Genomic DNA, 1367 nt, shown 5'->3' with positions numbered 1-1367 from the left:
CGGCTATCCCGTCGCGACAGAGCAGCCAGAAGCGGCATGAAGCCTGTGGTTTCGAGGCTCGTAATCGCCGTGAGGATCTGATTCTGCCACTGTGGGTGAATGTTCTCTCTGCTGATGTTCTTGAATTTCTCCACGACCTGGTCGGGGGATAACGGGTTTGCAACATCCCCCAAGGGATGTCGCACGACCATTTCTTCCTGCCCATTGCCCTGATCCATGAAAACGCGGGCAGGCGTTCCGGCTGGAAACGCCGAAGCGAAATCGGACGACGGCTCGAACTCAATACGCGCGGCCAGTTCGAGCACGCGTGCGTCAGTAAGATGCTCCAGTTGAACAGGCTGTAGAGCTTCCCGCCCGTACAGAGCGGCCAGTGCGCAACTAAAATAAAAGCTGTACTGCCCGCCCTCCAAAGTGCTGGGGGCGCGCTCGTTTGCAAGGCGCATCGCTTGTGGGAAAGTTTCGATGCGCAGCTTGCGGATTTCTTGACCGTCCCGGCGCATGGCAACGATGGCATCAATAGCTGCGTGGATGTAGCGGCAGCATGCATATGGCTTAAGATAGCATTTTTGAACTTCCCAAGACGAACCAAGCTTGTCGGTCAGGAGATGGCGAGTGAAAAGATCATTGTCATCAAGAAGGTCAAGAGGTCCGGTTGCGCCTGCCCGAGCGCGATAGGCCGCGGTGACACCTGCGACCACGGCAGGGGGAATCCCTTCCTTGATTGTGCTACCAACGAACTTGGATGTTGCAATTAAGAATACGATCGGTCCTTCGGATCCGGCAATCGCCAATGCATGAGCGGTTTCTCTCGCACCCATGCCCAAGAGACGGCAGGCTGCGGCCGCAGCCCCGTAGCCGACCCAGCGTCCACTCGCATACGTATCGATTGTCGCAACAGGACGAGAGCTCGCGACTCGGAGAGCAATTTCGTATCCGAGCGCGATTGCAACCAGTGTCTCGGAAACTGACGCGTCGACAGCCTGAGCCACTGCCAACGCGGCGGGAATCACGCCGGAACCAGCATGGCCCCCTGCGCCGCGGTGACCGTCGTCGATATCCAGCGCGCTGGCGGCAGCGCTATTCGCCATCGCGGCGCCGATCACACCAGACTGTTTGTCAGTCAACCAAATGCTGATCGGGCCTTCACCGTAAGCTTCCAGTGCCGCCTTTCTGGCTGCACTAGCTAACCGCGACCTCAGACCCGCAGCTGTAGCACCGATAAGATCCAATATTAGCAACGCGGTTGTACGCCGCGTAGTCGCTGGAAGCGCGCTTGATGGGCAGCTGCTAACAAATTCGGCGAGTTCAGATATGGCTCGCACTGGGGAGCTCCAATAGATTGCGTTCTGTGGCGAATAAAATGGCCT

The 1367-nt window shown here is 57.8% G+C and carries 1 protein-coding gene; it reads right to left on the bottom strand.

What is annotated here, in order from left to right:
- Window positions 1-1322 (bottom strand): MmgE/PrpD family protein (locus tag AC0L3D_RS36645; RefSeq protein WP_473647527.1); only part of this gene is annotated, 1322 nt, incomplete at its 3' end.
- Window positions 1323-1367 lie beyond the last annotated feature (45 nt).

It is taken from the genome of Mesorhizobium sp. WSM4837, from assembly GCF_055811435.1.
The sequence above is the reverse complement of the archived record's forward strand: the minus strand, read 5'-3'. Positions and strand labels throughout refer to the sequence as shown.